General features: G+C 71.5%; 26 protein-coding genes. 15 read left to right on the forward strand and 11 right to left on the reverse strand.

The window, feature by feature from the left end:
* Positions 1 to 42 precede the first annotated feature (42 nt).
* Positions 43 to 600, forward strand: coding sequence for a helix-turn-helix domain-containing protein (locus tag ACFZA2_RS05855; RefSeq protein ID WP_391401922.1), 558 nt, complete (start codon positions 43 to 45; stop codon positions 598 to 600).
* A complete protein-coding gene (locus tag ACFZA2_RS05860; protein ID WP_391401925.1) occupies positions 597 to 1,799 on the forward strand; it encodes an MFS transporter in 1,203 nt (400 codons plus the stop codon). Before ACFZA2_RS05855 ends, ACFZA2_RS05860 begins: the two co-directional genes overlap by 4 nt.
* A gap of 3 nt (positions 1,800 to 1,802) precedes the next feature.
* On the opposite strand, the gene ACFZA2_RS05865 is transcribed toward ACFZA2_RS05860, so the two are convergent.
* Together ACFZA2_RS05865 and ACFZA2_RS05870 are read right to left on the reverse strand one after the other, a co-directional pair.
* Positions 1,803 to 2,765, reverse strand: a complete 963-nt coding sequence (locus tag ACFZA2_RS05865) for a serine hydrolase (RefSeq protein WP_391401928.1) — start codon at positions 2,763 to 2,765, stop codon at positions 1,803 to 1,805.
* Positions 2,766 to 2,813: 48 nt separating this feature from the next.
* Positions 2,814 to 4,793 (reverse strand): M13 family metallopeptidase, encoded by a 1,980-nt coding sequence (locus ACFZA2_RS05870; RefSeq protein WP_391401931.1) that lies wholly within the window; start codon positions 4,791 to 4,793, stop codon positions 2,814 to 2,816.
* Between the two features lie 400 nt (positions 4,794 to 5,193).
* Here ACFZA2_RS05870 and ACFZA2_RS05875 point away from each other — a divergent pair, with 400 nt between their 5' ends.
* A complete protein-coding gene (locus ACFZA2_RS05875) occupies positions 5,194 to 6,522 on the forward strand; it encodes an MATE family efflux transporter (protein WP_391401934.1) in 1,329 nt (442 codons plus the stop codon).
* A gap of 67 nt (positions 6,523 to 6,589) precedes the next feature.
* Here ACFZA2_RS05875 and ACFZA2_RS05880 read toward each other — a convergent pair whose 3' ends face one another.
* Entirely contained in the window at positions 6,590 to 7,000 is a 411-nt protein-coding gene (locus ACFZA2_RS05880; RefSeq protein ID WP_391401937.1) for a RidA family protein, read from the reverse strand.
* Between the two features lie 20 nt (positions 7,001 to 7,020).
* Positions 7,021 to 7,773: a TrmH family RNA methyltransferase gene (locus tag ACFZA2_RS05885; RefSeq protein WP_391401941.1), complete on the reverse strand. Its 753-nt coding sequence runs from the start codon at positions 7,771 to 7,773 to the stop codon at positions 7,021 to 7,023.
* A gap of 174 nt (positions 7,774 to 7,947) precedes the next feature.
* Here ACFZA2_RS05885 and ACFZA2_RS05890 point away from each other — a divergent pair, with 174 nt between their 5' ends.
* Positions 7,948 to 9,306, forward strand: a complete 1,359-nt coding sequence (locus ACFZA2_RS05890) for an Nramp family divalent metal transporter (RefSeq protein WP_391401943.1) — start codon at positions 7,948 to 7,950, stop codon at positions 9,304 to 9,306.
* A 9-nt stretch (positions 9,307 to 9,315) separates the two neighbouring features.
* Entirely contained in the window at positions 9,316 to 9,951 is a 636-nt protein-coding gene (locus ACFZA2_RS05895; protein WP_391401946.1) for a metal-dependent transcriptional regulator, read from the forward strand.
* 45 nt (positions 9,952 to 9,996) lie between these two features.
* Here ACFZA2_RS05895 and ACFZA2_RS05900 read toward each other — a convergent pair whose 3' ends face one another.
* Together ACFZA2_RS05900 and ACFZA2_RS05905 are read right to left on the reverse strand one after the other, a co-directional pair.
* Positions 9,997 to 12,867, reverse strand: coding sequence for an HAD-IC family P-type ATPase (locus ACFZA2_RS05900; RefSeq protein WP_391401949.1), 2,871 nt, complete (start codon positions 12,865 to 12,867; stop codon positions 9,997 to 9,999).
* A gap of 42 nt (positions 12,868 to 12,909) precedes the next feature.
* A complete protein-coding gene (locus ACFZA2_RS05905) occupies positions 12,910 to 13,857 on the reverse strand; it encodes an SDR family NAD(P)-dependent oxidoreductase (RefSeq protein WP_363388755.1) in 948 nt (315 codons plus the stop codon).
* A 190-nt stretch (positions 13,858 to 14,047) separates the two neighbouring features.
* Here ACFZA2_RS05905 and ACFZA2_RS05910 point away from each other — a divergent pair, with 190 nt between their 5' ends.
* The 3 genes from ACFZA2_RS05910 to ACFZA2_RS05920 all read left to right on the forward strand — a co-directional run bounded on the left by ACFZA2_RS05910 (position 14,048) and on the right by ACFZA2_RS05920 (position 15,316).
* Positions 14,048 to 14,218 carry a CsbD family protein gene (locus ACFZA2_RS05910; RefSeq protein WP_094734410.1) on the forward strand — a complete coding sequence of 57 codons (171 nt, stop codon included), beginning with the start codon at positions 14,048 to 14,050 and terminating at the stop codon, positions 14,216 to 14,218.
* 100 nt (positions 14,219 to 14,318) lie between these two features.
* Positions 14,319 to 15,149 carry an HAD-IIA family hydrolase gene (locus ACFZA2_RS05915; RefSeq protein ID WP_315994286.1) on the forward strand — a complete coding sequence of 277 codons (831 nt, stop codon included), beginning with the start codon at positions 14,319 to 14,321 and terminating at the stop codon, positions 15,147 to 15,149.
* Positions 15,150 to 15,172: 23 nt separating this feature from the next.
* Positions 15,173 to 15,316: a hypothetical protein gene (locus ACFZA2_RS05920; protein ID WP_315994285.1), complete on the forward strand. Its 144-nt coding sequence runs from the start codon at positions 15,173 to 15,175 to the stop codon at positions 15,314 to 15,316.
* Between the two features lie 151 nt (positions 15,317 to 15,467).
* Here the strand turns inward: ACFZA2_RS05920 and pyrE are convergent, their stop codons facing one another.
* Positions 15,468 to 16,046 (reverse strand): orotate phosphoribosyltransferase, encoded by a 579-nt coding sequence (gene pyrE, locus ACFZA2_RS05925; RefSeq protein WP_391401954.1) that lies wholly within the window; start codon positions 16,044 to 16,046, stop codon positions 15,468 to 15,470.
* A gap of 82 nt (positions 16,047 to 16,128) precedes the next feature.
* Between pyrE and ACFZA2_RS05930 the strand changes: the two genes are divergently transcribed.
* From ACFZA2_RS05930 to ACFZA2_RS05940, 3 genes are all read left to right on the forward strand, one after another.
* Positions 16,129 to 16,974, forward strand: coding sequence for an exodeoxyribonuclease III (locus ACFZA2_RS05930; RefSeq protein WP_391403389.1), 846 nt, complete (start codon positions 16,129 to 16,131; stop codon positions 16,972 to 16,974).
* Positions 16,975 to 17,110: 136 nt separating this feature from the next.
* Positions 17,111 to 17,536 carry a YciI family protein gene (locus ACFZA2_RS05935; protein ID WP_315994282.1) on the forward strand — a complete coding sequence of 142 codons (426 nt, stop codon included), beginning with the start codon at positions 17,111 to 17,113 and terminating at the stop codon, positions 17,534 to 17,536.
* On the forward strand, positions 17,533 to 18,780 hold the full coding sequence (locus tag ACFZA2_RS05940) for an RNA polymerase sigma factor (RefSeq protein ID WP_391401958.1): 1,248 nt from the start codon (positions 17,533 to 17,535) through the stop codon (positions 18,778 to 18,780). Before ACFZA2_RS05935 ends, ACFZA2_RS05940 begins: the two co-directional genes overlap by 4 nt.
* 132 nt (positions 18,781 to 18,912) lie before the next feature.
* On the opposite strand, the gene ACFZA2_RS05945 is transcribed toward ACFZA2_RS05940, so the two are convergent.
* Positions 18,913 to 19,485 (reverse strand): NADPH-dependent FMN reductase, encoded by a 573-nt coding sequence (locus tag ACFZA2_RS05945; protein ID WP_391401960.1) that lies wholly within the window; start codon positions 19,483 to 19,485, stop codon positions 18,913 to 18,915.
* Between the two features lie 147 nt (positions 19,486 to 19,632).
* Here ACFZA2_RS05945 and ACFZA2_RS05950 point away from each other — a divergent pair, with 147 nt between their 5' ends.
* From ACFZA2_RS05950 to ACFZA2_RS05965, 4 genes are all read left to right on the forward strand, one after another.
* The gene (locus ACFZA2_RS05950) at positions 19,633 to 20,892 is read left to right on the forward strand and encodes a sensor histidine kinase (protein ID WP_391401963.1); all 1,260 of its coding nucleotides are present in this window, start codon (positions 19,633 to 19,635) and stop codon (positions 20,890 to 20,892) included.
* Positions 20,885 to 21,553: a response regulator gene (locus ACFZA2_RS05955; RefSeq protein ID WP_391401966.1), complete on the forward strand. Its 669-nt coding sequence runs from the start codon at positions 20,885 to 20,887 to the stop codon at positions 21,551 to 21,553. The genes ACFZA2_RS05950 and ACFZA2_RS05955 overlap by 8 nt, the downstream gene beginning before the upstream one ends.
* A gap of 178 nt (positions 21,554 to 21,731) precedes the next feature.
* Entirely contained in the window at positions 21,732 to 22,616 is an 885-nt protein-coding gene (locus ACFZA2_RS05960; protein WP_315994277.1) for an ATP-binding cassette domain-containing protein, read from the forward strand.
* Complete coding sequence (locus ACFZA2_RS05965) at positions 22,613 to 23,728, forward strand: ABC transporter permease (protein ID WP_391401969.1); 1,116 nt, start codon at positions 22,613 to 22,615, stop codon at positions 23,726 to 23,728. The genes ACFZA2_RS05960 and ACFZA2_RS05965 overlap by 4 nt, the downstream gene beginning before the upstream one ends.
* A gap of 66 nt (positions 23,729 to 23,794) precedes the next feature.
* On the opposite strand, the gene ACFZA2_RS05970 is transcribed toward ACFZA2_RS05965, so the two are convergent.
* The 3 genes from ACFZA2_RS05970 to ACFZA2_RS05980 form a co-directional block, all read right to left on the reverse strand.
* A complete protein-coding gene (locus ACFZA2_RS05970; RefSeq protein WP_315994275.1) occupies positions 23,795 to 24,175 on the reverse strand; it encodes a VOC family protein in 381 nt (126 codons plus the stop codon).
* A 16-nt stretch (positions 24,176 to 24,191) separates the two neighbouring features.
* Positions 24,192 to 24,890, reverse strand: coding sequence for a hypothetical protein (locus tag ACFZA2_RS05975; RefSeq protein ID WP_391401972.1), 699 nt, complete (start codon positions 24,888 to 24,890; stop codon positions 24,192 to 24,194).
* Positions 24,891 to 25,025: 135 nt separating this feature from the next.
* Positions 25,026 to 26,798 (reverse strand): glycoside hydrolase family 15 protein, encoded by a 1,773-nt coding sequence (locus tag ACFZA2_RS05980; RefSeq protein WP_391401975.1) that lies wholly within the window; start codon positions 26,796 to 26,798, stop codon positions 25,026 to 25,028.
* Positions 26,799 to 26,873: the final 75 nt, after the last annotated feature.

Raw genomic sequence — 26,873 nt, forward strand, 5'->3', positions numbered from 1 at the left:
GACTCATTTGACGGTCGAGGCAGACCGCGGCACGATGGCGGGATGTCGCGCCTCGAGGAACTCCGCGCCACCGCCCATCCGCTGCGGCTGCGCCTGCTGTCGCTGCTCACCGGCGCGGCGATGAGTGCGGCCGAGGCAGGGCGCGAACTGGGCGTGTCGCAAGCGTCGGCGAGCTATCACCTGCGCGTGTTGGAGCGGGCGCGCCTCGTCCGCGTGGTCGAGGTCGTGCGCCTGCGCGGCGGCGAGGCGAAGCGCTACCGCCACGAGTCGTCGTCACGGCGGTACGACCCCGATACGCCTCACGGCGAGCGCTCCCCCGAGGGCGAGACGGAGTACCTCGAAGCGATCGTCGAGGAGCTGCGCCGCCGCGCCGCGCTGCGCGCGGACGGCCCCGCGATATCGACCGACGCCGAGCTGTGGGTGGACCCCGCCGTCTGGCGCCGGATCGTGCAGCACGTGGGCGAGGCCTCCGCGCTGCTGCACGCCGCCGCCCGTCCGCCGCGCACGCCGGGCACGCGTCCGGTGTCGATGACCGCGGCGTTGTTCCCCGTGGGCATCTCGACACCGCGCCCGGCGGCCGGTCACGGGAATCCCCGGTGAGCGGCCCCCTCGCCCTCGCGCCGTTCCGATGGCTGCTCGCCGCGCGCACCACGACGATCGTGGGCAACGCCGTCGCGCCGCTCGCCCTGGCCTTCGCGGTGCTCGACCTCACCGGGTCGGCGGCGGATCTGGGGCTGGTGGTCGCCGCCCGCTCGATCGCCAACGTCGGGATGCTGCTGTTCGGCGGAGTGATCGCCGACCGTCTCCCCCGCGGCGCCGTTCTCGTGGGGTCGTCCGTCGCCGCTGCGCTGACCCAGGGGGCGATCGCCGCACTCGTGCTCACCGGGACCGCCGGCATCCCGCTGCTCGTCATCCTGAGCGTCGTCAACGGTGCCGTGGCCGCCGTGAGCCTCCCGGCCGCGGCGGCGCTCGTGCCCGACACGGTGCCCGCTCCGCTCCTGCGACCGGCCAACGCGCTGCTGCGGCTCGGGCTGAACGGCGGCAGCATCGTGGGCGCGTCGGTCGGCGCCGTGGTCGTCGCCGCCGTCGGACCGGGGTGGGGTCTCGCGATCGACGCGGCCGCCTTCGCCGTCGCCGCGATGCTCTTCTCACGCCTTCGCCTGCCGTCGACGCGGAATGCCGCGCCCGGCGAGCGCGCCTCGGTCTGGAGCGACCTCCGCGAGGGCTGGCGCGAGTTCGCGGCGCGTCGATGGGTCTGGATCGTCGTGCTGCAGTTCGCCGTGCTGAACGCCGCCTTCGTCGGTGCGACCACGGTGCTCGGACCGCTCGTGGCCGACGAGAGCTTCGGGCGCGGCGCGTGGGGCCTGATCGTCGCCGCGCAGACGGCGGGGCTCGCGCTCGGTGCGGTCGTGGCGCTGCGCTGGCGGCCGCGACGCGCGCTCGGCATCGGCGTCGCGGCGATGGCCCTCGCGGCCCTGCCGGCCGCGGCCCTCGGGGCGGCGCCGGTCGTGCCGGTGCTCATCGCGGCCTTCGCGATCGGGGGGATCGCGATCGAGCTCTTCGCGATCGCGTGGGATCAGTCGCTGCAGACGCACATCCCCCGTGCGGCGCTGTCGCGCGTGTATTCCTACGACATGGTCGGGTCGTTCGTCGCGGTCCCGGTCGGCGAGATCGTCGTCGGCCCCCTCGCCGAGCGGGTGGGAGCGGCCCCGGTGCTGCTGGGCTGCGCGGCGATCATCGTCGTGGCGACCTCGGCCGCGACGTGCTCGCGGAGCGTGTGGAGCATCCGCGCCGCCTGAGGCTCAGTACACGTACTCCATGAGCTCCACGCCGAGCACGCGGAAGGCGTCGTGGGCGCGCAGCCGGTGCGCGATCGACAGATCGTCGAAGTTCACGATCAGGGCGTACGAGACGCCCGCGCGCGGTCCGCCGAGCACCCCCGCCTCGGCGCGCACCCCGGGCGCGCGACCGGTCTTGTTGATGAACAGCAGCCCGTGCTGATCGTTCTCGTGGGCGAAGGGATCGAGGCCGGTGGCGGATGCCACGAGCGAGAGATCGTGGTTGAGACTCAGCCACTCCGCCACCTGGGCGCTGACCCCGGGCGAGACGATCGTCGAGTTCACCAGTCCCGCGAACACCTGCGCCATCTCGCGGGCGGTCGACAGGGCCACGTGCGGAGCGTCGTCGGGACCCCGATCGTCGCGGAACCGGTCGAGCAGCGCGGTGCGGCGCAGGCCCAACTGCTCCAGGCGCGCGCGGACCGATTGCAGGCCCACCCGGTGCAGCAGGGCGTTCGCAGCGAGGGCGTCGCCCGTCGATGCCGCCAGCATCGCGAGATCGGTCAGGGGCAGTGCCGGCGCCTTGAGGTGCTGCCAGGTGCCGCCGTTGACGGCGCCGGCGACCGCCGCGCGATCGACGATCTCGAGGGCGTCCAGGCGACCCGACTCGAACGAAGCAGCCGTCTCGACGAGCAGGGGCACGACGCCGAGGCCGCCGACCGGCAGAGTGACGAAGTCGTCGCCCGAGAGCACGGCCGTTCCGCCGTCGAGGTCGTCGATGCGCACCGACACCTTCGCCCCCGAGGCGGCGAGCTCGTCGAGCGCGCGCAGCGTCGCGGTGAAGGAGCGGCGGCCAGCCGCCGCCCGCCGGGGCAGTCGCTTCGGACCCTTGCGCCCCGCGCCGCGGAGGGCCGGGGCGTCGCGTCGCGACGATTCCACCGGCCCTCCGGCGGGCTCGGGCAGGGCGGGCTCGGGAAGCGGGGGCATGCCCACGAGCGTGGCTCCTTCCGGGTCAGCAGGACAACAAACGCCGTCTCACCAGATGGTGACGCGCTGGTCGGCGTCCAGCCAGAGAGCGTCGCCCTCGGTGACCTCGAACGCCTCGTAGAACGCGTCGATGTTACGCACGATCTGATTGCAGCGGAACTCGTTCGGCGAGTGCGGATCGATCGTGAGAAGGCGGATGGTCTCGGCATCCCGGCCCTTCTGCTGCCAGATCTGCGCCCAGCTCAGCAGCAGACGCTGGATGCCGGTAAACCCGTCGACGACGGGACCCTCGCCCTCCGCCTCACCCTGCTCCTCGAGGAAGAGACGGTACGCGGCGATGGCGATGCCGAGCCCGCCCAGGTCGCCGATGTTCTCGCCGATGGTGAGGGCGCCGTTGACGTGGTGCTCCTCGCTCAGTCCCTGCGGCACGAGCGCCTCGTACTGGGCGATGAGAGCCTTCGTCCGCTCCTCGAACGCCGCGCGGTCGGCATCCGTCCACCAGTCCCGCAGCGATCCGTCGCCGTCGAAGCGGCTGCCCTGGTCGTCGAAGCCGTGACCGATCTCGTGACCGATGACCGCGCCGATGCCGCCGTAGTTCGCCGCCGCATCGCGTTCGGCGTCGAAGAACGGGTACTGCAGGATCGCCGCGGGGAACACGATCTCGTTCATGAGCGGGTTGTAGTACGCATTGACCGTCTGCGGGGTCATGTACCACTCGTCGCGGTCGATCGGCTGGCCCACCTTGGCAAGCTGACGGTCGTGCTCCCACACGTGGGCGCGGCGCACGTTGCCGACCAGGTCGTCGGCGTCGATCTCGAGGTCGGAGTAGTCCTTCCAGCGAACCGGGTAGCCGATCTTGGGCGTGAAGGCGTCGAGCTTGGCCAGCGCCCGCTCGCGCGTCTCCTCGGTCATCCACTCGAGCGTGCGGATCGATCGGCGGTACGCCTCGATGAGGTGGGCGACGAGGCCGTCCATCGCCTCCTTCGCGGCGGGCGGGAAGTGCCGCTCGACGTAGACCTTGCCGATCGCCTCGCCCAGCGCCGCCTCGACGAGGCTCACGCCGCGCTTCCAGCGTTCGCGGTTCACGGGCACGCCCGTGAGCTGCGTGCCGTAGAACGCGAAGTTCTCGGCCACGAACCCGTCGGACAGGAACGCCGCCGCCGCGTGCACGATCTTGAAGCGCAGCCACGCCTTCCAGTCGTCGAGACGCTCGGCCACGAGCAGACCGCCGAGCGACTCGATGAAGCTCGGCTGGTACACGACGACCTCGGCGAGCGCGTCCTCGTGACCCGGGGCGACCCCCGCACGCCACGGCTCGAGGTCGACTCCGGCGAGGGCGAGCGTGTCGTCCCACGTCTTGAGGTTGTACGTCTTGACCGCGTCGCGGCTGTCTTCGCGCGACCAGTGATGCGCGGCCAGGTCGGCCTCGAGCGCGAACACGCGATCGGCGGATGCCGCGGCCTCGGCGACCCCGGCGAGCTCGAGCACGCGGGCGATGTGCGCCCGGTAGGCGGTGCGGGTCTCGTCGAAGTTGTCGAGCCGGTAGTAGCTCTCGTCCGGCAGCGAGATGCCTCCCTGGTAGACCACCGGCACGTAGCGGGTGGGGTCGCCCGGATCGGGCTCGACGAACAGCGTCAGCAGGCCGCTGATGCCGTCGCGCTCGAGTTCGCCGATGAGCCGGAGCAGGGAGGGGATGTCGGTGACGGTGTCGACGGCCGCGAGCTGCGGAGCCAGCGGCTCGCCGCCGAGGGCGTTGATGCGCTCGGTGTCCATGAAGCTCGCGAAGAGGCCGCCGATCTTGCGGGCTTCGCTGCCCGGCTCGGCTTCCTGCGACTCCTGGACGATGGTGCGCACGTCCGCCTCGGCCTGCTCGGCGATGAGGTGGAACGAGCCCCAACGGGCCTTGTCGTCGGGGATCTCGGTGCGCTCCAGCCAGCGGCCGTTCACGTAGCGGAACAGGTCGTCCTGCGGGCGGATCTCGTCGCTGAGCTCGTCGAGCGCGAGACCGGAGCGGGGGGTGTCGGTCATGGAGACAGGATAAGTGCCCCGCATCCGTGCGGGCTCGGAATGCGGGGCGCGCCACGCGTGGACGCGGAACGCAGGCCGTCGCCGTTCCGCGCATCGACCCGAGCGCCCCCGCGCCGGGCGGGCCCGCCCCGTCCCCCTCGCATCGCGCAACCTCCGCGATCGACACAACCTCAGCGGCATCCCCCCGAATCGGACGGAGGTTGCGCAGATCCCCGACCCTGCGCCGCGCCCGCCCCGCCCTCACGCGCCTCGCCCACGCTCCGAGATCCGCCCACCCTCAGCGGCATCCACTGCATCGGGCCGAACGTGGGGCAGATCCCTGACCCTGCGCCGGGTGGGGCCGCCGCCGCGCGGCGTGCGGGCGCCGAGCGACGTCGGAGGCCCGGCCTAGGCTCGGACCGTGACGACACCGCCGCCCGCGACGCTGAACCGCTCGATCCTGCGGCTCGCGGTGCCTGCGCTCGGCGCGTTGATCGCCGAGCCGCTCTTCTTGATCGTGGATGCCGCGATGGTGGGGCACCTCGGTGTCGCTCCCCTGGCGGGTCTCGGCATCGCGAGCGCCGTGCTGCAGACGATCGTCGGGCTCATGGTGTTCCTCGCCTATTCGACGACGCCCGCGGTCGCGCGGCGGTTCGGGGCGGGCGAGACGGGTCGCGCGGTGTCGGTGGGCATCGACGGGATGTGGCTGGCTCTCGCGCTGGGCGGGGTGCTCGCCGCGGTCGGGTCGATCGTGACCCCCTTGGTCGTCGACCTCTTCGGCGCCGCCCCCGACGTGGCCGAGAACGCCCGCGTCTACCTCTCGATCTCGATGTGGGGCCTGCCCGCCATGCTGGTGGTGTTCGCGGCCACCGGGCTGCTGCGCGGGCTGCAGGACACGGTCACCCCGCTCTGGATCGCAGGGATCGGCTTCGGAGCGAACGCGGCCCTCAATGCGGTGTTCATCTACGGATTCGGATGGGGCATCGCGGGGTCCGCGATCGGCACGGTCGCCGCGCAGTGGGGCATGGTGGGCGCGTACGTCCTCGTCGTACGCGCGCTCGCGCGTCGACACGACGCCTCCGTCCGGCCGCAGCGCGAGGGATGGGGCGGGACCGCACGATCCGGGGGGTGGCTGTTCCTGCGGACCCTCAGCCTGCGGGTGGCCTTCCTCGCCACCGTGGCGGTCGCCACCGGACTGGGTTCCGACGAACTGGCCGGGTGGCAGATCGCCTTCACCATCTTCTCGACGGCCGCCTTCGCCCTCGACGCGCTCGCGATCGCCGCGCAGGCCCTCATCGGCCACGCCCTGGGCGCCGACGAGACCGAGACGGTGCAGAGGGTCCTTCGACGCACCAGCGCCTGGGGCATCTGGTTCGGCGTCGGCGTGGGCGCCGTGCTCGCCGCGGCCTCGGGCGTGATTGGACTCCTCTTCACCGGCGACGCCGAGATCGCCGCCCTCGTCCAACCCGCTCTAATCGTGCTGGCCGTGGCGCAGCCGCTCGCCGGCTTCGTCTTCGTGCTCGACGGCGTGCTGATCGGCGCGGGAGACGCCCGGTATCTGGCGCTCGCGGGCCTGCTCAACCTCGTCCCCTACGCGCCGGCTCTCGTCCTCGTCGCGCTGTTCGCCGGCGGGGGCCCCGCGGGACTCACGTGGCTCGCCGCCGCGTTCTTCGGCGTCTACATGATCGCTCGCGCGCTCACCCTCGGCCTCCGCGTGCGCGGTCGGACGTGGATGACCGCGGGCGGCTGACCCGTCACCGCGGGCGCCCCTTCGGAGCCGGGTGCCACCGGCCACGACGATGCGCCCTCCGCGGGCCTCAGTCGTCGACGACCGCGGCGATCGCCTCGAGCTCGACGAGCTGATCGTCGTAGCCCAGCACGGTGACCCCCATCAGCGTGCTCGGCACATCGTGCGACCCGAACGCGTCGCGCACGACCTCCCACGCCGCCACGAGATCGTCCTGCCGAGCGGATGCCACGAGCACACGCGTGCTGATCACGTCGGTGAGCTGCGCCCCGGCGTCGGCGAGCGCGGTCTCGAGGTTCTCGACGCACCGGGCCGCCTGCGCGCGGACGTCGCCGACCCCGACCGTCGTGCCATCCGCGGCCAGGGGGCAGGAGCCGGCCAGGAAGATGAGACGAGCCTCGGCGGGAGCGGTCGCCGCGTAGGCGTATTCGGCGACGCCCGACAGCGACGCCGAACGGATGAGGGTGACGGCCTTCGGCATCCCCCCACCCTCGCACGCCGCTAGGCCCAGCGGCGGCACCACTCGTACATGATCACCGCGGCGGCGGAGGCCGCGTTGATCGACCGGGTCGAGCCGTACTGCGTGATCTCGACGACACCGGTCGCCGCGTCGATCGCCTCGGGCGAGAGCCCCGGCCCCTCCTGTCCGAACAGCAGCACGCACGCCTCCGGCAGGTCGGCCCGATCGATCGGGACCGACCCGTCGACGTTGTCGACCGCGATCACCGGCAGGCCCGTCTCGCGCGCCCACGTGACGAACGCCGCGACGTCCTCGTGATGGCGCACGTGCTGGTACCGGTCGGTCACCATGGCGCCGCGGCGGTTCCATCGGCGCCTGCCGATGATGTGCACCTCGGCCGCGAGGAACGCGTTGGCGCTGCGCACGATGGTGCCGATGTTGAGGTCGTGCTGCCAGTTCTCGATCGCGACGTGGAACGGATGCCGTTTGGCGTCCAGGTCCGCGACGATGGCGTCCATGCTCCAGTAGCGGTAGCCGTCGACGACGTTGCGGCGATCGCCGTCCGCGAGCAGCTCGGGGTCGTAGCGCGGGTCGTCGGGCCACGCGTCGGGGCCGCCGGGCCACGGCCCGACCCCGTGCGTCGGAGTCTGTTCGCCCGGGGCGGGTACCTCCGTGTCGTGCGTCGAGGTCGGCGCGTCCCGGGTCGGGACCCGCGGGTCGCGCGCCGGAGACGGCGCGTCCCCCTCCGCAGGCCGGGGGTCGAGCGCCGGCGTCGGGTCGTCGGCATCCGTCACCGATCCAGGCTATCCGCGGTCGACGCCCCGCACGATTCGGCGGTCGAGAGCATACGAACGGTACGAGAGCACGCGCCGGCGATGACGGTCGAACCGGTGATCCCGCGCCGGTCGCGTGCTCCGGGGACGCGTCGAGGAGTTTTCGGGCACCCGAAAAGTCAGTAAGGTTTCGGCATGCCGAAAACAGAGGATGCCGTGGCCCGCCGCCACGCTCCGGGGCGCGCCCTCTGGCTGCTCGGCCCGGCGATGGTCGCGGGAGTGGCGTACCTCGACCCCGGCAACGTCGCCAGCAACATGACCGCGGGCGCCGCCTTCGGCTACCTGCTCGTGTGGGTGGTGGTGCTCGGCAACGTCATGGCGTGGCTGATCCAGTACCTCTCCGCCAAGCTCGGCATCGTCACCGGCGAGAGCCTCCCGCAGATCCTCGGCCGCCGGATGCACCACCCCTGGGGGCGGCGACTGTACTGGCTGCAGGCCGAGGCGGTGGCGATGGCCACCGACGTCGCCGAGGTCATCGGCGGGGCCGTGGCGCTCCATCTGCTGTTCGGCATCCCCCTGGTGTGGGGAGGAGCGATCACCGGCGTGGTGTCGATGGGTCTGCTGCTCGTCCAGACGCGCCGCGGGGCGCGCGCCTTCGAGACCGTGCTCATCGGGATGCTCGTGATCATCGCCGTCGGCTTCTCGTTCGGCCTGCTGATCGCGCCTCCCGATGCGGCGGGGGTCGCCGCCGGTCTCGTGCCGCGCTTCGAGGGCACGAACTCGGTGCTGTTGGCCGCCTCCATCCTCGGCGCCACGATCATGCCGCACGCCATCTACGCGCACTCGGCACTCGCCCGCGACCGCTTCGCCCCGAATTCCGCGACCGTCGCGCAGGTCGGGCACACGGCATCCGCACGCTCGGCGGGAGCCGGCGCCGACGGCCCCCCGGCGACGGGGACGTCGGCCTCGCGCGCGGCGCTGGAGCACGCACGCGGCATCTCGACCCCGAGGCTGCTCCGGGCCACCCGGTGGGACGTCTCGATCGCGCTCGCCGTCGCCGGCACGGTCAACCTCGCGATCCTGCTCCTCGCCGCCGCCAACCTCGCCGGCGTCGACGGCACCGACAGCCTCGAGGGCGCCTACGCGGCGCTCCGCGACGGGCTCGGCCCCCTGGTCGCGACGCTGTTCGCCGTCGGGCTGCTCGCGAGCGGCCTCGCCTCGACCTCGGTCGGCGCCTATGCCGGCGCCGAGATCATGCACGGACTGCTGCGGGCGCGCATCCCCCTCGTCGTCCGGCGTCTCGTCACCCTCGTCCCCGCGCTGGCGATCCTCGCACTCGGCGTCGATCCCACCCTCGCCCTCGTGCTCAGCCAGGTGGTGCTGTCGTTCGGCATCCCGTTCGCCCTGGTGCCGCTGGTCGCCCTGACCGCGCGCTCCGACGTCCTGGGCCGGTACCGCAATCGCCGCGCGACCACGGTCGCCGGGGTGCTGGCATCCGGGTTCCTCATCACGCTCAACGTCGTCCTCCTGTGGCTCGTCTTCACCGGCGGATAGGCTGACGGCGTGGAATCGCCCGTGGCAGACGACTATCTCAAGGCGATCTACCACCACACCGAGTGGCAGGACTCCCCGATCACGCCCTCGCAGCTCGCCGGTGTGTTGAGCCTCGCCCCCTCGAGCGTCACCGAGATGGTGAAGAAGCTCGCCGCCCAGGGACTGGTCACCCACCGGCCGTACGGACCCGTGTCGCTCACCGCCGCCGGGCAGCGCCGCGCCGCCGGCGTGATCCGCCGTCACCGCCTCATCGAGACGTGGCTCGTGCGCGAGTTCGCCTACGCGTGGGATGAGGTGCACGACGAGGCCGAGGTACTCGAGCACGCTCTCAGCGACCGGCTGCTCGAGGGCATCGACGAGCGCCTGGGGCGCCCCCGCTTCGACCCGCACGGAGATGCGATCCCGGATGCCGAGGGCGCGGTGCACCGCGAGCCCTTCATCCTGCTGGCGGAGGCTCCGGTGGGCCACGCGGGCCGGGTGCTCAGGGTGAGCGACCGGGATCCCGAGCTGCTGCGTGCGCTCGTCGATCGCGGGATCGACGTCGGCCACGAGCTCGAGGTCGTCTCCGAGGGCGTGGTGCGCGCGGACGGCGTGGAGATGTCGCTGCCGGTCGGAGCCGACGGGTCGGTCTGGCTCACTCGCTGAGACCGCCGGCGGGGGAAGGCGCGGCCGCCGTCGGGGTGGTCCGGCTCACCTGCTGACGCGACCTGCCGCGGGCAGGGACGCCGCGTCACCGCGGAACCATCGCCGGGCCCGCGCGGGCACCCACATACTCGCGATGACGGCCAGTGCGGCGACGAGGGCGACGACGAGGATCGGGTCGAGTTCGGTCAACGCCATCGCCGCCGCCTGCAGTGCGACCAGGACGGCGAGGTAGACCGTCAGCAGCGTGCGAGCAAGGGAACTGCCCCGCGAAAGCGCCGACCCACCGGCGATCGTGAGCAGTCCCAGCAGCACGGTCGCCGCGCCCACGAGCGAGACCGGCAGCACGAGATCGGGCATCACGGCGTAGCGCGCCAGCAGGACGACGATGCCCAGAGCGGTGTTGAGCAGTCCGCCGACGTAGACGAGCACGATGGCCGCCGTGACCACCGCGGGTCGGCGGCGCACCTCGTCGGCGACCCCGCCCGCACCAGCGGACACGTCGGCCAGAGAGCGTCGCACGAACCGTCGGTGCGCGAACCGCACCGCTTCGATCGCTCCGAGCGCGAGCACGACCACGAGTGTGACCAGGGTCGCACCGTCGTCGCCCGGATCCTGCAGTTGGAAGAACTCCCCCAACGGCGGCACGGTGAAGATCGCGGTGAGCGCGATGAACATCGCGCCGATCACCACCACCTTCACGCGCGTGACCGGACGCGACAACACCGTGAGCACCCAGATCGCGACGATCGCGAGGATGATCGTCGCGCCCGTGCGCAACGGCGCCGTCGCCAGACCGATCTGCATCGCCACGCGCGTGTAGACGGTGAGGGAGACGGCGATGACGAGACCCGCGGGGATGGCGAAGCTGAGAGAGCGGCGGAGGAACCCCGGCACGTACCGCTGCGCGTTCGGCAGCAGCGCCAGGAAGAACGCCGGGATGCCGATGGTCAGACCATCGGTGATCGACAACTGCCGCGGCAGGAACGGGAACTCCATCACGAGGACGCCGAACAGCACCGCGAGCCCCGTCGCGTAGACGGTCTTGGTCAGGAACAGCATCGAGACGCGCTCGATGTTGGCGATCACCTGGCGCCCCTCCGCGACCACCGACGGCAGGTGCGAGAAGCGCCCGTCGAGGAGCACGAGGCGCGCCACGGCCTTCGTCGCCGCCGCACCCGAGTTCATCGCGATACCGATGTCGGCCGTCTTGATGGCGAGGGCGTCGTTGACGCCGTCGCCGGTCATGGCCACGACGTGCCCGCGCGCCTGCAGCGCGGTGACCATGCGCTTCTTCTGGTCGGGCGTGACACGGCCGAAGACGGTGTGCTGCTCGAGCACGGCGCCCAGCTCGTCGTCGTCGGCGGGCAACCGACGTGCGTCGTACCCCTCGTCGACGTCGAGGCCGACCTCTCGTGCGATGGCCGCCACCGTGCGGGGATTGTCGCCCGAGATGACGCGCACGCCGACGCCCTGATCGCGGAAGTACGCCAGGGCCTCGGCGGCATCCGGACGCACCGCCTCGACGAAGGTCAGCACCGCGACGGCCGCGACACCCGCCGGCAACCGCTCCGCATCGACGTCGGCGTCGGTGAGCGGCGTGCCCGCATGCCCCAGCACGAGGGTGCGTCGACCGGACGAAGCCAGCCGCGTGACCGCGGCGCCCAGTTCGCCGCCCGCATCGGTCGCGGCGTCGCCGAACACCATCTCGGGCGCGCCGAGCACCCAGGTGCCATCAACGCCGCCGCCGCCGTCGAACGACACCGCACTCCACTTCCGCGCCGATGAGAACGGGATCCGCCGGGCCGCTGTGAGCACCACACCCACGGGGAACGGCTCGCGCAGGCACCTCGCCGTCGCGTTCGCGTCGGGGGCGGCCCCGTACCAGGCCAGCACGTCGGTCCAGCCGGTCGCCTCCGATAGGGCGAGCGCGTCGTCGAAGCGGATCTCGCCCGCGGTGAGAGTGCCGGTCTTGTCGAGGCAGATCACGTCGACCCGGGCGAGCCCCTCGACCGCGGGCAGTTCGTTGACGAGCACCTTCTGCCCGGCGAGCCGCGCCGCACCGACCGCGAAGGCGATCGAGGTCATGAGCACGAGCCCGAGCGGGATCATGGCGGTGAGGGCGGCGATGGTGTTCACGACCGCCTGCGACCACGTGCCCTGCTGCCAGGCCTGCACCCAGCCTCCGGCCACCATCATCTGCGCGTTCAGGACCAGCAGTCCGATCGGCCCGATTCCCCAACCGACCCATCGCAGGACGCGGTCGATCGAGGTGCGCAGCTCGCTCGAGACGAGCTGGAAGCGCTTCGCCTCCGCGGCGAAGGTGTTCGCATACGACTCGGCGCCCACGCGGGCGACGCGTGCCGCGCCTTCGCCGGCCACCACGATCGACCCCGACAGCACCTCGTCGTCGACGCGTTTGTCGACGGCATCCGACTCGCCGGTGAGCATCGACTCGTCGATCTGCAGACCGCGGGACGCCACCACCACCGCATCGGCGGCGATCTGATCGCCCGCGCGCAGCACGAGGACGTCGCCGCGCACCACCTCCGGCGGCGCGATCTCGGCCTCCGCGCCGTCGCGCCGGACCCGGGCGCGGGGCGCGTTCAGCAGGGCGAGGCGGTCGAGCGCGGCCTTGGCGCGGAACTCCTGCACGCATCCGATCACGGCGTTCGAGAGCGCAGCGACCCCGAACAGCGCGTCTTGCCAGCGACCCAACAGCAACAGCACGACGAAGCACGCCCCGACGATCCCGTTGAAGAGCGTGAAGACGTTGGCGCGCACGATGTTCCACGCGCTCCGGCTGGTGTCGGCCGTGAAGGCGTTGGTCTGCCCCGACGCCACCCGTTCGGCGACGTCGGCCGCGCTCAGTCCGGCGACGTCGAGGTCTGCGCGGTCGTCGCTCGTCGCCTGCTCCATGCGCTCACTGTAGAGCCCCCCGCCGACACTGCGCGGGCCGGTTCAGGATGCCGCTCGCCGAGCCCTCTCGAACGGCCACTTCACGTGCGTGGCGGTCTCGCAGGCGCGCCACAGCTCGGTGCCCAGATCTCCTCGCCGCGTGCCCCGGGCAGGAGTCGCCCGCCGCGGCGCGCCGCGTGCGACGAGCGCCGGGCCGTACATCGAGCCGCCCTCGGCGTGGGGATCGACGAGAGCACGCACGAGCGCCCACGCGCCCTGCTCCTTGGACTGGGTGATGGGCGCCTGCAGGTTGTCGACGAATCGCGTGAGCCGGCTCGGCTCGTTCACGCCCCGCACCCCGCGCGTCCGCCCGCTCGTGGAGTAGCCCGGGTGCGCGACGAGGCTCTCGACCGGCACGCCGTGGGCCCGCAGCATCTTGTCGGCCTCGAGGGCGAGGGCGGTCGTCGCGGCCTTCGACTGCACGTACGCCTTCCAGGGCGTGTAGCCCTCGCGCAGCTCGGGGTCGGTGGGCAGGTGCCGCCAGAGGGAGGTCGACATGCTCCCCACCCAGACCATCCGCCCGCGGGCGGTCGCGAGCGGCTTGAGGAGCTCGCCGGCCAGGGCGAAGTGGCCCAGCACGTTGGTCGCGAACACGAGTTCGTGTCCGCCGACGGTCTCGCGCTGCTTCGGCGGATGGACCACGCCGGCGTTCAGCAGCAGCCCGTCGAGGCGCCCGCGCGCCCGCGCCGTCGCCGCGGCGGCACGCACCGACCCCATGTTGCTGGTGTCGAGCAGGAGCGTCTCGATCGCGGCATCCGGGGTCGAACGCTTCACCGCCGCCTTGGCGGCGGAGAGACTGTGGGGGTTGCGGCCGGTCAGCAGCACGTGGGCACCCGCCGCGGCGAGCTGCTCGCACGCGAAGAACCCAAGACCGCGGGTCGCGCCGGTGACGAGATAGGAGCGCCCGGAGAGATCGGGAAGGTTCTCGGGGTCCCAGTCACGGCGCGTCACCCTTCGACCCTAACGAGATCGGGCGCCCACGTCACGGGTCCATTCCGTTCGGGGAATATCGGCATCCCGGAACTTTTTTCGGAATCGACGTGACGAATCGTCCGCGGGCGCCGTCTCCCTCGTGAGCACCCCGCTCCGTCGCGACGAACACCCCGCCGCCGACGCCGTCACATCGAGAAGGAGTCAGATCATGGGTCTGGACGACAAGATCAAGAACGCCGCTCAGGACATCGTGGGCAAGGCGAAGGAAGCCATCGGCAACGCGACCGACAACGACAAGCTCGCCGCCGAGGGCAAGGCCGACCAGGTCGAGGCGGATGCCAAGAAGGCCGGCGAGAACGTGAAGGACACCTTCAAGTAACTCGCCGCCACCGCGGGCGGGCGGGTCGCGATCCTCGTGATCGCGCCCGCCCTCGTGCGTTCCGGAGGGCGCGTACGGGGCCGGGTCTAGGCTGGGCCGCATGCGGACCCGTGGCGACATCGAGTGCTGGCTCACCGACATGGACGGCGTGCTCGTCCATGAGAACACCCCCATCGCGGGCGCCTCGGAGCTGCTCGCCCAGTGGCGATCCGAGGGCACGCCGTTCCTCGTGCTGACGAACAACTCCATCTTCACGCCGCGCGATCTGAGCGCTCGGCTGCGCGCGTCCGGCCTCGAGGTGCCGGAGTCGTCGATCTGGACCTCGGCCCTGGCCACCGCCGACTTCCTCCGGTCGCAGATGCCGGGCGGCTCCGCCTTCGTCATCGGCGAAGCAGGCCTCACCACCGCGCTCCACGAGGCGGGGTTCATCATGACCGAGACGACCCCCGACTACGTCGTGGTCGGCGAGACCCGCAACTACTCCTTCGAGGCCATCACCAAGGCCATCCGCTTCATCCGCGGCGGTGCGCGCTTCATCGCGACCAACCCGGATGCCACCGGCCCCTCGACCGAGGGCGTGCTCCCGGCGACCGGGGCGATCGCGGCGCTCATCACCAAGGCCACCGGCAAGGAGCCCTACATCGTGGGCAAACCGAACCCGATGATGTTCCGCTCGGCGCTCAACCGCATCGGCGCCCACAGCGAGAACACGGGCATGATCGGCGACCGCATGGACACCGACATCGTCGCCGGCATCGAGGCCGGGCTGCACACGGTGCTCGTGATGACCGGCATCAGCGACCAGCGCGAGATCGAGCGCTATCCCTTCCGTCCCGATGAGATCCTCGGCTCGGTGGCAGAGCTCGTGCGCGACGAGCCCCTCGAGACCGAATTGGCCGACGGGGAAGACGGACTCGAAGCCGGGCTCTGACCCCGCCATCGAGAGGACGACGCATGGACGATCGAACGCTGTGGTTGATCACGGCCTTCTTCATCACCGCCGGCACGCTCGTGGCGTTCATCGTGCAGTGGCGGCGGTCACGGCGCGGGGGCGGACGCCGCGATCCGTTCGACGGGCCGGGAGACGGCGCGCCCTGAGCACGGCGGTCGCACCGTTCGAGGTGGTGAGTCGAGGGGCGGCATCCACCCCCCGCCCGTCACGACGACAGGGCAGGTCACCGCGACAGGACGATCCGCGCGGAATCGGCCTGTTCTCGCCGCACCCGCCTGTACTGGTGACGCGTCGCGCTTACTGCGGCGCCAGCCCCAGGTCGTCGAGATCGATGGATGCCAGCCACTGCAGGCCCTCCGCCTCGATCGCGGCCTGCGCGCCGGTCTTGCGGTCGACGATCACGGCGACGGCGACGACGTCGGCGCCCTCGCGACGCAGCGCCTCGACGGCCTTGAGCGCCGACTGACCGGTCGTCGAGGTGTCTTCGACCACGACGACGCGCTTGCCCTTCACGTCGGCGCCTTCGATCTGACGACCCCGGCCGTGGTCCTTCGGCTCCTTGCGCACGACGAACGCGTCGAGCGGAGTACCGGCGTGCACGGACTCGTGCATGACGGCGTTGGCGATCGGGTCGGCGCCCAGCGTCAGACCGCCCACGGCGACGACGCCGTCGAGGTCCTTCACGAGGTCGAGCACGAGGCGCCCGATCGGGGGAGCAGCGCGGTGGTCGAGCGTGAGCTTGCGCATGTCGACGTAGTACGTCGCCTTCTTGCCGCTCGAGAGGGTGAAGTCGCCGTGGAACACCGCCTCGGCGTTGATGAGGCCGATGAGGGCCTGGCGGTCGGCTTCGAGCTCGGGCGTAGAGGCGGTGGTCACGGCGTCGAGTCTATTGCTCCACATGGATCACGCCGGAGTCCTGCGGCCGGCGACGTCGGTCCACGAAAGTAGGCTGGATGCCATGCGCCTGGCCACCTGGAACGTCAACTCCATCCGCGCTCGTGTGACCCGCACCGTCGAGTTCTGCGTTCGCGAGCACATCGACGTGCTGGCGATGCAGGAGATCAAGTGCAAGACGGAGCAGTTCCCGTACGCGGCCTTCGAAGAGGCCGGGTACCACGTCGCCGCTCACGGCCTGAACCAGTGGAACGGCGTCGCGATCGCGAGCCGCGAGCCGCTCGACGACGTCGAGATCGGCTTCCCCGGCATGCCCGGGTTCGAGAAGGGCAAAGAGGGGCCCGACCTGCCCCAGGAGGCCCGCGCGATCGGGGCGACCGTGAACGGCGTGCGCGTGTGGAGTCTGTACGTGCCCAACGGGCGCGGGCTCGACGACCCCCACTACGTCTACAAGCTCGACTGGCTCGACAAGCTGCGCCAGTACACAGCCGACACTCTCGAGAAGAGCCCCGACCTGCCGCTCGCCCTGACCGGCGACTTCAACATCGCCCCCACCGATGACGACAACGGCGACCCCACCGTCGTGGAGGGCGCGACCACCCACGTGTCCCCTCCCGAGCGCGCCGCCTTCGCCGCCTTCGAGACCGCGGGGCTGACGGACGTCGTGCGCCCGCTCATCCCCACCGGCTACACCTACTGGGACTACAAGCAGTTGCGTTTCCCCCGCAACGAGGGTCTGCGCATCGACTTCATCCTCGGGTCGCAGGCGTTCGCCGACGCCGTCCACGGCGCCGAGATCCACCGCGACGAACGCAAGGGCGAAGTGCCCAGCGACCACGTCCCCGTCGTCGCCGACCTCGACCTGTCGGGTGCCGACGACGACGACGATCTGCCGATGATCTTCGGCTGATCGCCGGGCCGACGGCATCCGGGAAATTTTTTCCCTCACCCTGTCGATTCCGCTCGGTGCCGTTCGACGCGATAGTAGGGGCAGGCATTCGCTCCCCTCAGATCGCTCGAGAGAGCACCGACGAGAAGAGTCCACGATGAAGTACATGCTGATCATGCGCGGCACCGACGAGGCGTACGCGGCGTACAAGCGGATCCCGTTCGAGCAGGTCATCAACGACATGGGCGCCTACAACGAGGCGATGATGACCGCCGGCGTGCTGGTCGCCGGAGACGGTCTGGCCGAGGACATGAGTCAGAACTTCACCGTGGCCTTCGGCGGCGAGGAGCCCGTCGTCACCGACGGCCCCTACGGCGAGACGCACGAGCTGTTCAACGGCTTCTGGATCATCGAGGTGTCGTCGAAGGACGAGGCCGTCGAGTGGGCGCGGCGCGCGCCGCTCATCGCGGGCAACACGCTCGAGGTGCGTCGCGTGACCGACGAGACGGACTTCGCCGCGTTCGCCGACAACGCCTACATCCAGAAGGAGGAGGGCTGGCGCGAGGAGCAGTCCTCCCGGTGAGCCCCGACCCCGTCGCCGACGTCGCGCTGCGCGTCGCGGCGATCTGGCGCATCGAAGGCGCCCGCATCGTCGCGACGCTCGCGCGCGTGGTGGGAGACCTCCCGACCGCGGAGGATCTGGCTCAGGATGCCGTCGCCGAGGCGCTCGCGCAGTGGCCTCGCGACGGCGTTCCGGCCCACCCCGGCGCCTGGCTGACCGCGGTCGCGAAGCGACGGGCGATCGACGACTGGCGGCGGGCGCGGAACCTCAGCGAGAAGTACCGGCTGATCGGCGCGGGCGATGACGAGATGACGGATGCCGAATGGCATCCGATCGACGACGATGTGCTGCGTCTGGTGTTCGCCGCGTGTCATCCCGTGCTCGCTCCGGAGGCGCAGGTGGCGTTGACCTTGAAGGTCGTCGGCGGCCTCGGCTCAGAAGCGATCGCCCGGCTGTTCCTCGTTCCGATACCGACGATGCAGCAGCGGATCGTCCGCGCGAAGAAGGCGCTGAGCGCCGCGCGGGTGCCGTTCGAGGTGCCGGACCCGGCGGAGTGGCCGACCCGGCTCCGCGCCGTCCTGAGCGTGATCTACCTCATCTTCACCGAGGGCTACGCCGCCACGTCCGGCGACGCGGTCCTGCGGACGGAGCTCGCGCACGAGGCGATCCGTCTCGGGCGCGTCCTGGCACGGCTGCTCCCCCGCGAGCCCGAGGTGCTGGGACTCGGCGCCCTCATGGAGCTTCAGGCGTCGCGCTTCGCGGCCCGCGTGGATGCGAACGGGGATGCCGTGCTCCTCGCCGATCAGGACCGGCGGCGCTGGGATCGCTCGGCGATCGCCCGCGGGTCGGCGCTGCTGGCCCGCGCCGATGCGATCGGGCGCGGGCGCGGGCCCTACCAGCTGCAGGCCGCGATCGCGCTCTGTCACGCCGAAGCGGTGAGCGTCGACGCGACGGAGTGGGATCGCATCGCCCTGCTGTACGAGGTGCTCGGCCGGGTGGCCCCGAGTCCCGTCGTCGAACTCAATCGCGCCGTGGCGGTGTCGATGGCATCCGGGCCTCTCGAAGGACTCGCGATCGCCGACGGTCTCGCCGCCGCCGGCGCGCTGAAGGGGTCGCACTTGATCCCGTCGGTGCGCGGCGAGCTATTGGCACGGCTGGGACGCACGCGCGAAGCGCACGACGAACTCCTGAACGCGGCGGACCTCACCCGCAACGAGCGCGAGGCAGCGCTGCTCCGGCGGAAGGCCGAGGCGCTGGCGCCCTGACTCGTGGCCTGCGACTCCCGGTCCCTTCGACAGGCTCAGGGACCTCGACGACCACACAGGTGGCTGAGCCTGTCGAAGCCACCGAGACGTGCGGCGGGGCCGGGGGAAACCCGACCCCGCCGTCACTGCGCGTCAGGCCGCGGGGACCTCGGCGGGCGCCGTGCGCGAGATGAGCGTCACGAGCGCCTCGATGATGGAGCGCAGGAACTCCGCCGTGCCCTCGTTCGTGACGGTGCCGTCCTCCTGGAACAGGCCGGGGGTCGACTGGATGTAGCCCTCGGGCTGGCCCAGGACGAGCGCGTTGTAGTGCAGGAGCACCGAGCGCAGGTGCTGCTGGCCGGCCGCGGTGGCGATGCCGCTCTGCGACGTGCCGATGACGGCGGTGGGCTTGTCGTTGAACGACGCCTCGCCGTAGGGGCGGGCGGACCAGTCCAGGGCGTTCTTGAGCACGCCGGGGATGGAGCGGCTGTACTCGGGGGTCACGATGAAGACGCCGTCGGCATCCTGGATCGCGTTCTTGAAGTCCGTCGCGACCTCGGGGAAGTTCCCGTCGTAGTCGGGCGAGTAGAACGGGAGGTCCTTGATCGGGATCTCTTTCAGCGTCACGCCCTCGGGCGCCACCTTCTCGAGCGCCTTGGCCAGGCGGCGGTTGATGGACGTGCTGGAGATGCTGCCGACGATGTAGCCGATCGTGTAGTCGGTCACGATGATCCTCTCTGTGCTGACGGGGGCGCACTGACTGTGCCCAGGTGCATTCACGTGCAAGCGTCACCTGCCAACCTATATTCCGCCCCCGCTTGACTCCGCCCTGCGGGGGATGCAGGTGTGGGGGGTCCCCCTTAGCGTGGAGGGATGGCATGCCTCACCCGCACCCAGCAGCGCGGCGACGTGATCCTCGCGGTCGTCCTGTTCCTCGGCGGCCTGTTGAGCGCGGTTCTGTCGTCGGTCTCCGGCATCTACGGCGACGAGCAGGGATCGCTCGCGGTCGCCGTCGTCTACGTTGCCGTCCTGGCCGTGCCGATCGCCGTGCGTCGGCGCTGGCCCTCGGTCACGGCGGTGGTCGTGTCGGTCGCTTATTTCTTCGCCGTGACGTTCCGCATCCCCGAGCTGTACGCGGGCAACATCGCCATGTTCATCGCGCTCTACACCGTGGGCGCGTGGGAGCCGAACCGCCGACGCGCGACGATCGTCCGCGTGGCGATCATCGTCGGGATGTTCGCGTGGCTGTTCGTGGTGATGTTCCAAGACGCGACGCAGCCGGTGGATCCCGACGTCGAGGGAGCGTTCTCCCGCGTCGGCGCCTTCTCGCCCTTCGTCGCATACCAACTGCTGATGATCGGCGTGAACGCGCTGTTCTTCGGGGGCGCCTACTACTTCGGCGACCGTTCCCACCAGCAGATGCGCGAGCGCGCTTCTCTCGAGGAGCGCACCGCCGAGCTGGAATCGGAGCGCGAGGTGACCGCGGCCCAAGCGGTGGCTCTCGACCGCGTGCGCATCGCCCGCGAGCTGCACGACGTCGTCGCCCACCACGTGTCGCTCATGGGTGTGCAGGCCGGGGTCGCCCGCGCCGTTCTGGCGAAGGACTCCGAGAAGGCGCGCGAGGTGCTCGCGGGCATCGAGGACTCGGCCCGGACGTCGCTCCACGAGCTGCGCCAGCTGCTCGAGACGCTGCGGGCGCCCGGGAACGACAGCGGTCCCGACACCGCTCCCACCACGCACGGCTTGACCTCGATCGCCGCTCTCGTCGACGAGGCTTCCGCCGCGGGACTTCCCGCCACCTTCACCGTCATCGGGGAACCGACGCAGGACCCGCCTCCTCTCGTGCAGGTGAACCTGTACCGCATCGCCCAGGAGGCGCTCACGAACGCGCGTCGCCACGCCGGCCCCCACGCCACCGCCGATGTGCGCCTCCGGTTCGACCCGGATGCCATCGAACTCGAGGTCGCGAACACCGGACGCTCCGGCTCCGCCACACCGGGGCTCGGACAACTCGGCATGCGCGAGCGCGCGGCGGTGTCGGGCGGCACCATCGAGATCGGCCCGCGCTCGCGAGGCGGGTACCTCGTGCGCGTCCGCGTGCCCGCGGCCGAGAGCGAGGTCGCCCATGTCTGAGCTGCGGGTGCTGCTGGTCGACGATCACGCGATGATGCGTGCGGGGTTCCGCACGATCCTCTCGCTCGAAGACGACCTCCGCGTCGTCGGCGAGGCCGCCACGGGGCGCGAGGCGATCGCCGCCGCGGCGGAGCTCCGCCCCGACGTGATCTGCATGGACGTGCAAATGCCCGACATGGACGGCCTGGAGGCGACGCGACTGCTGACGGCGGACCCCGACTCGGATGCCGCGATCCTCATCGTCACGACCTTCGACCGCGACGACTACCTGTTCGCCGCCCTGTCCGCCGGGGCGAGCGGATTCCTGCTGAAGAACGCGGGGCCGGAGGAGCTCGTCTCCGCGGTGCGCATCGTCGGAGCCGGAGACGCCCTGCTCGCGCCGGAGGTCACCCGCCGGGTCATCGCGCGCTTCGCCCCGGGAGGGGCACCGGAGCCCGCGGCATCCGTTCCTCCCCCGCTCGCTCTCGTGGAGCCGCTCACCGAGCGGGAGGCGGAGGTGTTGACGCTCGTCGCCGAGGCCCTGAGCAACGCCGAGATCGCCGCGCGGCTGTTCATCGGCGAGGCGACGGTGAAGACGCACGTGTCGAACGTGCTGCAGAAGCTCGGCGCGCGGGACCGCGTGCAGGCCGTGGTGCTCGCGCACCGGCACGGGTTGGCCTGAGCGCGACCGGTCCCTTCGACGAGCTCAGGGACCTCCGGACGCGATTCCCGAGCGGTCCCTTCGACGTGCTCAGGAACCTCCCTCCCCCGCACGGAGGAGGCCACGACCCCACCCGCGGCGGAGGCGCCACCGCACCCGCCTCCCTAGCGTGGAAGACAACGAGAAGAAGGGATGCACCGTGCTCGAACTGGACGGCATCACCAAGAGCTACGGCGGTCGCCGCGTGCTCGACGACGTGGGCTTCACCGTGGCCGCGGGGCGGCTGACGGGCTTCGTCGGCGGCAACGGCGCCGGCAAGACCACCACCATGCGCATCGCCCTCGGCGTGCTCGGCAAGGACGCCGGTTCGGTGACCCTCACGGGCTCGCCGGTCACCGCCGCCGACCGTCGTCGCTTCGGCTACATGCCGGAGGAGCGCGGGCTCTACCCCAAGATGAAGGTCGCCGAGCAGATCGCCTACCTCGCCCGCCTGCACGGCTTTTCGAAGGCCGACGCCACGAAGAAGGCGACCGTGCTGCTCGAGCGCCTCGGACTCGGCGAGCGCCTCGGCGACCTCGTCGAGACCCTCTCCCTGGGCAATCAGCAGCGCGCGCAGATCGCGGCATCCCTCGTGCACGAGCCCGAGGTGCTCATCCTCGACGAACCGTTCTCGGGCCTCGACCCCCTCGCGGTCGACGTGGTGGCGGGCGTCCTGCAGGAGAAGGCCGCGGCCGGTGCCGCCGTGCTGTTCTCCTCCCACCAGCTCGACGTCGTCGAGCGCCTGTGCGACGACCTCGTCATCATCGCCGGCGGCACGATCCGCGCCGCCGGAACGCGCGACGAACTGCGCGCGCAGCACGCCACGCATCGCTACGAACTGGTATCGCGCAGCGACGCCGGGTGGCTGCGCGACGAGCCCGGAGTGACGGTGATCGACTTCGACGGCGGCTACGCCCTGTTCGACACCGCCGACGACACCACCGCGCAGCGCGTGCTCCACGGTGCCGTCTCGCGCGGCGACGTCGCCAGCTTCGCCCCCCAGCGTCCGACCCTGGCCGAGATCTTCAAGGAGGTCATCCAGTGAGCACCACGACCCCCACCCGCCGCACCCCCGGTGAGGCGCTGAGCATCTGGCTCGTCGCCGAGCGCGAGATCGGCTCCAAGCTGCGGAGCAAGCCCTTCGTCATCTCGACCGCGGTGCTCGTCCTCGCCGCCCTCGCCTCCGTGCTGTGGGGCGGGTTCACGGCCGGCAACGCCGCGGCCAGCGGCATCCCGGTCGCCGTCACGTCGCAGACGCAGAGCGCCGTCTCGGGCCTCGACGGTCTGGAGGTGACGGTCGCCGACAGCGATGACGCCGCTCGCGCGCTCGTCGCCGACGGCACGGTGGATGCCGCCCTGGTCTCGGGATCGTCGGAGGCGTCGTTCGACTTCACCGTCGTGGTCAAGGACAGCGTGCCCTCGACGCTGCTGCAGATGCTCAGCGAGACCCCGCCGGTCGACCGCATCGAGCCCGGGTCGAACGCCGCCGACATCCTGCGGTACTTCATCGCGCTCGCCTTCGGCATCGTGTTCCTCATCGCCGCGACGACCTTCGGCGGCACGATCGCGCAGAGCGTCGTCGAGGAGAAGCAGACGCGCGTCGTCGAGATCCTGATCTCGGCCATCCCCGTGCGGGCCCTGCTGGCGGGCAAGGTGCTGGGGAACACAATTCTCGCGATGGCGCAGATCGTGCTGCTCGCGGCGGTCGCGGTCATCGGGCTCGCGGTGACCGATCAGGCGGGGGTGCTCGACGCCCTCGGCGCGCCCATCGCGTGGTTCGCGATCTTCTTCCTCTTCGGCTTCGTGCTGCTGGCGGCGCTGTTCGCCGCGGCCGCCGCGATGGTGTCGCGGCAGGAGGACATCGGGGCCACCACGACGCCGATCACGATGCTGATCATGGCGCCGTACTTCCTGGTGATCTTCTTCAACGACAACCCCGTCGTGCTCACCGTGATGTCGTACGTGCCGTTCTCCGCCCCCGTGGGCATGCCGCTGCGCATGTACCTCGGCGACGCCCAGTGGTGGGAGCCCGTGCTGTCGCTGCTGATCCTCCTCGCCTCGTGCGTCGCGGCCATCGGACTCGCGTCCCGCATCTACCGAAACTCCCTTCTGCGCATGGGGGGCCGCGTCAAGCTCGCGGAGGCGCTGAAGGGCTGACCGGTTCGGGTCCGGTCACGCCGGCGGGATGGATGCCGAGGGCTTCGGCATCCATCCCGCCCGTCGTCATTCCTCGAGGACGGCGAGCACGTTGCCCGCCGGGTCGCGGAACCACGCGATGAGCGGACCGCCCTCGTGCATGATCCCGCGCGAGTCGGTGGGGATGTCGGCGTCGTCGTAGATCTTGGTCTCGACGCCCCGGGCCCGAAGGTCGTCGACGGCCGCCTCGACGTCGGCGACGGGGAAGTTCAACACCGTGAACGACGCCGGCTCGTGGTGGGGCTTGCCGTAGACGAGGATGCTGCCCCCGGATGCCAGGTGCAAGCGCAGGAAGCCTGACCCCTCGAGCACCTCCACCCGCAGGCCGAGCGTGTCGGCGTAGAAGCGATGAGCGGCGTCGAGGTCGTCGACCGCGAAACCGGAGAAGGCGCCATCGGGGCGGAACATGTCGGTTCTCCTTGCATCAGCGCGCCACGTACGCCGTGACGCTGTCGGACAGACGGATGGGGATGCCCTCGACGGCCGTCGGGTCGGTGTCGCCGACGGCGACGGTCAGGGCGGTGTCGATTCCGAACGCGGCCGACGGACCGGCGCTTCCGGAGGCGCAGCCCACCGACCACGGGCGATTGTCGGATGACGTGAACGTCGCGATGCACACGCCGTCGCCGTCGTCGGGCTGGGCGAGGTAGACACGGAAGTCGCTGACCGTCGCGACGTAGCGGGTGCTGGAGGGATCGATCCCGCTGTCGCGCAGGATGTCGGCGGAGATCACATCTTCCACCGTCTGCGGGAACGTCAGCTCCGGGTAGGTCGCCGCCGCGGGATCGGCCGACGCGGCGGGCGGGGCGAGATTCGCGCCGATCGCGATGCCGAGCCCGACGAGCGCCACCGCACCGGCCGCGGCGACGGCCCATCGCAGCGCCCGACGAGCACGTCCGGCCGCGGGGCCGGCCTCCGCGTGCGTCGCCTCCGCTCCCGCTGCGTCCGCGGTCGTGGCGTCCCCGCCTCGGGGTTCCCGCACCTCGTCGGCGGATGAAGGGGGTGCGGCGCGGCGCCGTTCTTCGAGCTCCGCGAGTCGCGCGATCATCTCGGGCGTCGCACGGGCGCCGTCGACGCCGTAGACCCGCTCGCGCAGCCCCTCCAGCTCGACGTCCTCGTCCATGCGACGACTCTACGACCGCGCGGCGGGGCCGGGGCGGGCTCGCCGCGCGGCGACAGGCGGCGCGAGGCCCCGGAGGTCGCCGAAGGGACCGGAGGCCTCGACGGGCTCAGCCACCTCCCCGCTGACCGGGGCGGCTCAGCGTGCGGCCGTGGCCTCCAGCGCGTCGGCGGCGAGGACCAGGGCGAGGTGCGACAACGCCTGCGGGGTGTTGCCCGCCTGCCGGCGATCGCGGGGGTCGTACTCCTCCGACAGCAGGCCGATGTCGTTCGCGACGGCCGTGAGGCGGCGCATGAGGGCGACGGCGTCGTCACGGCGACCGCTGTGGGCGTACTGCCCGACGAGCCAGAACGAACACGCCAGGAACGGATGCTCGTCGCCCGCGAGACCGTCGACGCCGGTCGTGCGGTAGCGCAGCAGCCAGCCGTCGGGCATGAGCGTCTGCTCCATCCGTGCGACGGTGGCGAGCATGCGGGGATCGTCGTAGGCGCAGAACCCCACCTGCGGCAGGATCAGCAGCGACGCGTCGACCTGGTCGGTGTCGTAGTGCTGCGTGAACCACCCGCCCGCGTGCACGCCGTGCGCGTCGATGTCGGAACGGACCCGGTCGCGCAGCGTGCGCCACGTCTCGACGTCGCCGTCGAGACCGTTCTCTTCGACGGCCCGGATGCCGCGGTCGAACGCCGCCCACACCATCGCGCGCGAGTGGGTGAAGAAGTGCGGGTCGCCGCGCATCTCCCAGATGCCGTTGTCGGCACGATCGAACCACTGCACCGACTGCGTGAGGAGGGCGCGCTGAAGGCCCCACGAGAACGACGTCTCGGTGACGCCCGCGCGGCGCGCGGCGTCGAGGGCCACCATCACCTCGCCGATCACGTCGGCCTGGTACTGGTCGACTGCGCCGTTGCCGATGCGCACGGGGCTCGCGCCGTCGTAGCCGGGCAGGCTCGTCAGCTCGCGCTCGGGCAGATCGCGTTCGCCGGCGATGCCGTACATGATCTGCACGTCGGCGGGATCCCCGGCGATCGCGCGCAGCAGCCAGGTGCGCCACCGGTGCGCGGCCTCGAGGAAGCCGTGCTCGATGTACGCGGTGAGCGTGAGGGCGGCGTCGCGCAGCCAGACGTACCGGTAGTCCCAGTTGCGTCCCCCGCCGAAGGCCTCGGGCAGCGACGTCGTCGCGGCCGCCACGATGCCGCCGGTCTCGGCGTGGGTCAGCGCCCGCAGCACGAGCAGCGACCGCGTGACGAGCTCGGCGTGCTCCCCGGATGCCGCGACGCGCGCCGCCCACGCCGTCCACCACTCGCTCGTGCGCTTGAGGGTGGCATCGACGTCGATGGGCGCGGGGGGCTCCTGCCACGACGGCCCCCACGACAGCACCGAGTCCACGTTCTCTCCGGCGACGGTGGTCCACAGCGCCCGGTGGGCGGTGTCGACGGCGATCAGGCGCGGACCGCGCAGGACGACGGCATCCGGCCCCGCCACCGCCAGGACAGCGTGCTCGCCCCCGGCGCCGATCTGCCGGACCCACGGCACGGCGCGCGCGTAGTCGAAGCGCAGGCGCACCTCGCTGACGAAGTCGACCTCGCCCGAGATCCCCACCACGCGCCGTACGAGCGCCTCGACGCCCTCGTCGACGGGCATGGCGTCGTGCACCTCGGCGACGCCGGTCGGCGTCTCCCACCGCGTCACCAGCACGAACGTGTCGCCGTCGTAGTGGCGCGTCGCGGTGGCATCCGGATCGCTCGGGCGCAGCGACCAGGCCCCGTGCGACTCGTCGCCCAGCAGGGCGCCGAACATCGACCCGCTGTCGTACCGGGGCAGGCAGAGCCAGTCGACGCTCCCCTCGCGGGACACCAGGGCGGCGGAGCGGCAGTTGCTGAGGACGGCGTAATCCTCGATCGGAGTCGTCACCCTCGTGATCATGTCAGGTGGCACCGGCACCGCGGCAGAGCATCTCGATAGTGGCATCCCTGTGCCGGCTGCAAG

This window comes from Microbacterium sp. NPDC007973, from assembly GCF_042958465.1.
Taxonomy (GTDB): Bacteria; Actinomycetota; Actinomycetes; order Actinomycetales; family Microbacteriaceae; genus Microbacterium; species Microbacterium galbum.